The sequence below is a fragment of the Desulfurellaceae bacterium genome, from assembly GCA_021296095.1.
In the GTDB taxonomy this organism is placed as follows: domain Bacteria; phylum Desulfobacterota; class Binatia; order Bin18; family Bin18; genus JAAXHF01.
The window spans coordinates 21054-25943 of sequence record JAGWBB010000052.1 but is presented as its reverse complement, the minus strand read 5'-3'; the positions used below and the strand labels follow the sequence as shown (position 1 = coordinate 25943).

At 61.9% G+C, this 4890-nt stretch carries 5 protein-coding genes; 2 read left to right on the top strand and 3 right to left on the bottom strand.

Annotated elements, in window-relative coordinates; translation table 11 throughout:
* Positions 1 to 51: 51 nt before the first annotated feature.
* From J4F42_13545 to J4F42_13535, 3 genes are all read right to left on the bottom strand, one after another.
* Positions 52 to 1158 (bottom strand): amidohydrolase, encoded by a 1107-nt coding sequence (locus J4F42_13545; protein ID MCE2486534.1) that lies wholly within the window; start codon positions 1156 to 1158, stop codon positions 52 to 54.
* A gap of 150 nt (positions 1159 to 1308) precedes the next feature.
* Complete coding sequence (locus tag J4F42_13540; GenBank protein MCE2486533.1) at positions 1309 to 1896, bottom strand: CoA pyrophosphatase; 588 nt, start codon at positions 1894 to 1896, stop codon at positions 1309 to 1311.
* 46 nt (positions 1897 to 1942) lie between these two features.
* Positions 1943 to 2179 (bottom strand): hypothetical protein, encoded by a 237-nt coding sequence (locus tag J4F42_13535; protein MCE2486532.1) that lies wholly within the window; start codon positions 2177 to 2179, stop codon positions 1943 to 1945.
* A 211-nt stretch (positions 2180 to 2390) separates the two neighbouring features.
* Between J4F42_13535 and J4F42_13530 the strand changes: the two genes are divergently transcribed.
* Both J4F42_13530 and J4F42_13525 read left to right on the top strand, forming a co-directional pair.
* Positions 2391 to 3596 (top strand): CoA transferase, encoded by a 1206-nt coding sequence (locus J4F42_13530; GenBank protein ID MCE2486531.1) that lies wholly within the window; start codon positions 2391 to 2393, stop codon positions 3594 to 3596.
* Between the two features lie 66 nt (positions 3597 to 3662).
* Positions 3663 to 4889, top strand: a complete 1227-nt coding sequence (locus J4F42_13525) for a CoA transferase (protein ID MCE2486530.1) — start codon at positions 3663 to 3665, stop codon at positions 4887 to 4889.
* Position 4890 lies beyond the last annotated feature (1 nt).

Below are 4890 nucleotides of genomic sequence, written 5' to 3'. Positions count from 1 at the left end.
GGCCAGGAGGAGAGCCTCCTGGCCGGTGTCGGATTGGCGGACTCGGGCGGCTTAGTCCAGATCCATGCGGTAGACCTTGACCGCGTTATCGAACACGATTTTTTTGGTGACTGCGTCCGGGACGCCGTCGAAGTCCTTGGCGATCCACTGCCGGGATTCCGGCCAGGTCGAATCGGTGTGCGGGAAGTCGGACGCCCACATGTAGTTGTCCTCGCCGAAGATCTTGTAGGTGGCCGGACCGACCGCGTCATCCTGGAAGGTGCCCCACATCTGACGCCGGACATAATCGCTCGGCTTCATCGGCAGCGGGTTCTTCTCCATGACGTTGAACTTCTCGTAGGCGTGGTCCATGCGATACATGAAGTGCGGGAACCAGCCGATGTCGTTCTCGGCCGACACGATTTTGAGCTGGGGGAAACGCTCCAGCACGCCGCCGAAAATCAGGGTTGTCAGCGAGCGCTGAATCTCATGAATCAGGTTCATGTAGAAGGAGCTGATCTGCTCAAAGTTGACCTTGCTCTCTTTGCTCTTGCCGGTGATGACGTGCAGTGAGAGGGGCATGTCGAGGTCGGACGCGGCCTGCCAGAACTTGTCGTAGATGGGGCTGTTATAGGGGGTGTCTTCCGGAGGCGAGCCCCAGATCATGGCTCCGCGCATGCCGAGCTTGTGGGCGCGCTCGAGTTCCTTGACCGCAGCATCAATGTCGTACAGGGAGATCAGGCTGATACCGTATAGGCGCTTGGGGTTGTAGGAACAGAATTCGGCGACCCAGTTGTTATAGGTCTTGAAGCAGGCTTCCTGCAGCGCGGCGTCTTCGAGGCCGAACAGCGACATGCCCAGCGTGGTGTACAACACCTCGGCCTCAACCCCGTCTATGTCCTGATCTTTAATCCGTTCGGCCGGATCCCAGCCGCTCGGCCGGGCGGCTTCATAGCCCTTGTCCAGATGGTCTTTGAGTTCCTGGCCCGACCGGCCCGCGCCGAATCCACCGGCGACCGGAAACGGGTCAATGCCCTCAGCCACAAAAATCAGTCCGGGCTTATTGGGATTGTCGATGACTTTTGGAGCCCGCTCTCTGTACTTGGCGTCAAGACGCTCTACCCACAGTTCGGCCGGCTCCATCATGTGGGAGTCTGCCGAGACAACACGCATGGCCATACTAGATCCTCCTTACGGTTTGCTTACAGTTTGAGTATCGGCCTCGGGCGGAGGGATACCGCCGTCGGGGTTCTGAGACAGTGTGTTGCATATTGGGGGCCAGGCTGTCAAGCGAGGCTGAATGAGCGTTCAGTAAACAGAAGTGGCGCGTCAGGCGATGAGTTCCAAAAACCCGCGCAGCATACGGTAGGTCAGACCCCAAATCGTCTTTCCGCCGTACAGCAGGGCCGGAACCTGGATTGAGGTTCCGTCGTGCAGGTCGCGCCGAACCTGTTGCTCAACGCCGTCCTGCTGCATGAAGGCCAGTGGCACCCAAATTGTATCCTGCACTTCAACCGGGTCGGGCTCGGGGTGCGCCCGGGGGGACACCAGGTAGACATACGGGGCGACGGTCATGGGGATAGCGCGTCCACGCGCCGTGGCCTGAACGACCGGCAAGTAGCCCAGGTATTCGCCGTGCTGATCGAGGTCAATGCCGACTTCTTCCTTGGTTTCGCGTTGGGTGGTGATTTGCAAGCTGGGATCGTCCGGCTCCTGGCGACCGCCGGGAAACGCCATATGGCCGGACCACGGGTCCTGGGGGTGATGAGCCCGGTGGATGAACAGCATGTGCAGGTCGTCGCGCCGGGGCTGCAAGAGGAGGGCGACGCCGGCCCGCATCCCGGTTTCCAGTGGCGGCGGGGTGAATTTGTTGCTGGCCAGGCGCCGACGAATATGCGCAATCTTTCCTTCTAGCATGCCATCTCCCGAACCGCGGGCGACCGCACGGGGCGCCAAGACCGGTTTACTGCTGTGAGCTTTCTTCCTGGTTGGCGTCTTTGAGGGCGTCAAGGACCGCGTTGGCGCGCTGGACGTGGACTTGAACCTCGAGGATCTGGTTGAGCAGCCGGCTGATGTAGGTGCGGGCTTCTTCGGTCTGGGGGCCGAGACCTTTGACGAGCTGAGTTGCGGTGCCGATCCCCTGCGTCGCCTGGTTGACGGCGCTTTTGATCTCCCCAAAGGTCTCTGTATCAATAATCATAGCCTCTCCTCTCTGGAGGTCGGGACTCAGCCAGGCAGTCTTTCCCTGCACTGGCAGAGTATTAGGCAGAATCCGGCGCAGGTCAATCCGGCTGGCGGAAGTCGGGAGCTGTCGTCCGCGACCCTTGACTTGGCGGACCGAGATAGCTGATACTTGCCCCTCACCGGCTCAGAGACGAGTCGGAACACGACACGCCGAGAAAGACCGAGTAATGAAACAAGCCCTGAGTGGAATTCGTGTTGTTGACCTGAGTCATTATATCGCCGGGCCGTACTGCACCAAGCTGCTGGCCGACTACGGGGCTGAGGTGATCAAGATCGAGAAGCCCCAGGCGGGCGACGGGGGCCGTGGGCTGCCGCCTTTTTTTGCCGACCGGCCGGGTCTGGAACGCAGCGGTCTGTTCTGCTTTTTGAATACCAGCAAGCAGGGGATCACGCTTGATCTCAAAACCGACCGGGGCCGCGAGATCGTGTGTCGGCTGATGAGCCAAGCCGACGTGGTGGTCGAAAACTTCCGGCCGGGGGTGTTGGAGCGTCTGGGCCTGAGCGCCGAGGTGCTGGAACGGGCCAACCCCCGTCTCGTCCACACCTCCATCTCCAACTTCGGCTCTTCCGGGCCGTATCGGGACTACAACCTGACCGACGGGGTGGCCTACGCTCTGGGTGGCTGGACCTATCCGATGGGAGAGTTGGACCGTCCGCCGGTCCAGCCGGGCGGAGCCTTTGGCCAGTATGTGGCCGGACTGTACGCGGCCATCGGGACCCTGCAGGCGGTCCGCAACCGGGCCGCCCTTGACGCGGTGCAGCACGTCGAGGTGTCGATTCAGGAAGCCCTGATCGCCACCACCCTGTACGATTTTGTGGCCTTCTCGTACTCCGGGTTCGTGCGTCAGCGCTCCGGTCGTCAGTTTCACCTCGGCTTTCCCAATCTAGCCACCCTGCCATGTGCCGATGGCTATGTTGGGATTCATGCCGGTCTGCCGCACCAGATCTTCGCCCTGCTGGAGTTGGTCGGCCGAGCAGACCTGGCCAATGACCCCCGCTTTCAGACGCTGACCACCCTGGGCGCGCACGCCAAGGAGCTGCACGACGCCCTGCTGCCGTGGCTGCGCGAGCAAAACAAGGACGATATCTACCACGCCGCCCAAGCCCGTGGCATTCCGGTGTGTCCGATCCCGTCGCCCAAGGAAGTCGTGGAATGGGTGCAGCTCAAGGAACGCGGGCATTTTCTTGAGGTGGAGCATCCCGAGGGCGGCCGGGTGAAGATTCCGGGACCGCCGTTTCGGGAGCATGGCCAGCCGCTGTGGCCGTTGACGCGCGCGCCCCTGTTGGGGGAGCACACCGAAGCGGTGTTGACGAGCCGCCTGGGGTATGCAGCGGCCGAGGTGCAGCGCCTGCGGGATGAGGGAATAGTCTAACGAGATGAACGATGATCTCTTCTCGATACGATCAGTCATCATCGTTCACCTTGCAAGGAGACAGTCATGACCAAACCACTTCGTATCGTTGATCTGACCAACGGCTGGGCGGGACCCATGGCCACCTGTTTGCTGGGCGATTTTGGCGCCGAGGTGATCAAGGTCGAGTCACCGTCGCATATGGACTGGTGGCGCGGGGCGGGTCTGCAGGGCTCGGATGACGGCCCCAAGCTGTACGAACAGTCGCCGACGTTCAATACGGTCAACCGGAACAAGATCGGGATTGCCCTGGAGCTGACCCATCCGCGTGGCCGCGAGCTGTTCAAGGAGCTGATTCGGGCCAGCGACATCCTGGTCGCCAACTATCCGCCGCGTATTCTGCGTAAACTGGGCATTGACTTTGCGGCCCTGTCTGCGGTCAACCCACGTCTGGTGATGGTGACCCTGCCGGCGTTTGGCAACACTGGCCCGGAAAGCGAGTATGTCGGCTTTGGCTGTACGACCGAGGCGATGGCCGGTATTACCGGGGTAACGGGCTATGAGGGCGGACCGCCGCAGATGCTGAGCAACGCCATCGGCGATCCGGTTTCGGCGCTCAATGCGTGTTTTGCTTCCCTGGTCGGGGTGTTTGAACAGGAGCGGCGTGGCGCGGGGGTGTCGGTCGATCTCTCGCACGTCGAGGGCCTGCTCCCGCTCAACGCCGAAGCCCTGCTTGACTACACCGTGAACGGGCGGGTGCAGGAGCCGGTCGGCAATCGCCATCCGACTCTGGCACCCCACGGCTGTTATCCGTGTGCGGGCGATGATGAGTGGGTGATGATTACGATTGCCTCTGACGCCGAGTGGCAGCAGTTCTGTCAAGTCCTGGGCAACCCGGCCTGGAGCCGGAACGAGAGCTTTGCCACCGCTGCGGGCAGAAAGGCGGCCGAGGATGAACTCGACGCCCACATCGCCGCCTGGACCCAGAACCACGAGCATACCGCGCTGATGGAGCAGTTGCAGCAGGCCGGCGTCACGGCCGGCGCCGTCCTGTCGGGACCGCAGGTCATGAGCGATGCCCAGCTGGCCGCCCGCGAGTTTCTGCTGGCCATTGATCGGGCAGAGGCCGGCACGCACCTGTATCCGGGCTTTGTACCCAAATTTCATCCCACGCCCTCGGAGGTCAGAACGCCGGCGCCGTGTTTTGGCCAGCACAACGCCGATGTGTTTGGCCGTATTCTGGGGCTGTCTGCCGAGGACATTCAGCAACTTGAGAGCGAGCGGATCATCAGTCAAACGCCGTTCCTGCCCTAGG

Excerpts from the sequence above, each read along its gene's own strand:
- J4F42_13535 (MCE2486532.1), bottom strand. The coding sequence starts at position 2,179 with ATGATTATTGATACAGAGACCTTTGGGGAGATCAAAAGCGCCGTCAAC.
- J4F42_13530 (MCE2486531.1), top strand. The coding sequence starts at position 2,391 with ATGAAACAAGCCCTGAGTGGAATTCGTGTTGTTGACCTGAGTCATTAT.
- J4F42_13525 (MCE2486530.1), top strand. The coding sequence starts at position 3,663 with ATGACCAAACCACTTCGTATCGTTGATCTGACCAACGGCTGGGCGGGA.
- J4F42_13540 (MCE2486533.1), bottom strand. The coding sequence starts at position 1,896 with ATGCTAGAAGGAAAGATTGCGCATATTCGTCGGCGCCTGGCCAGCAAC.
- J4F42_13545 (MCE2486534.1), bottom strand. The coding sequence starts at position 1,158 with ATGGCCATGCGTGTTGTCTCGGCAGACTCCCACATGATGGAGCCGGCC.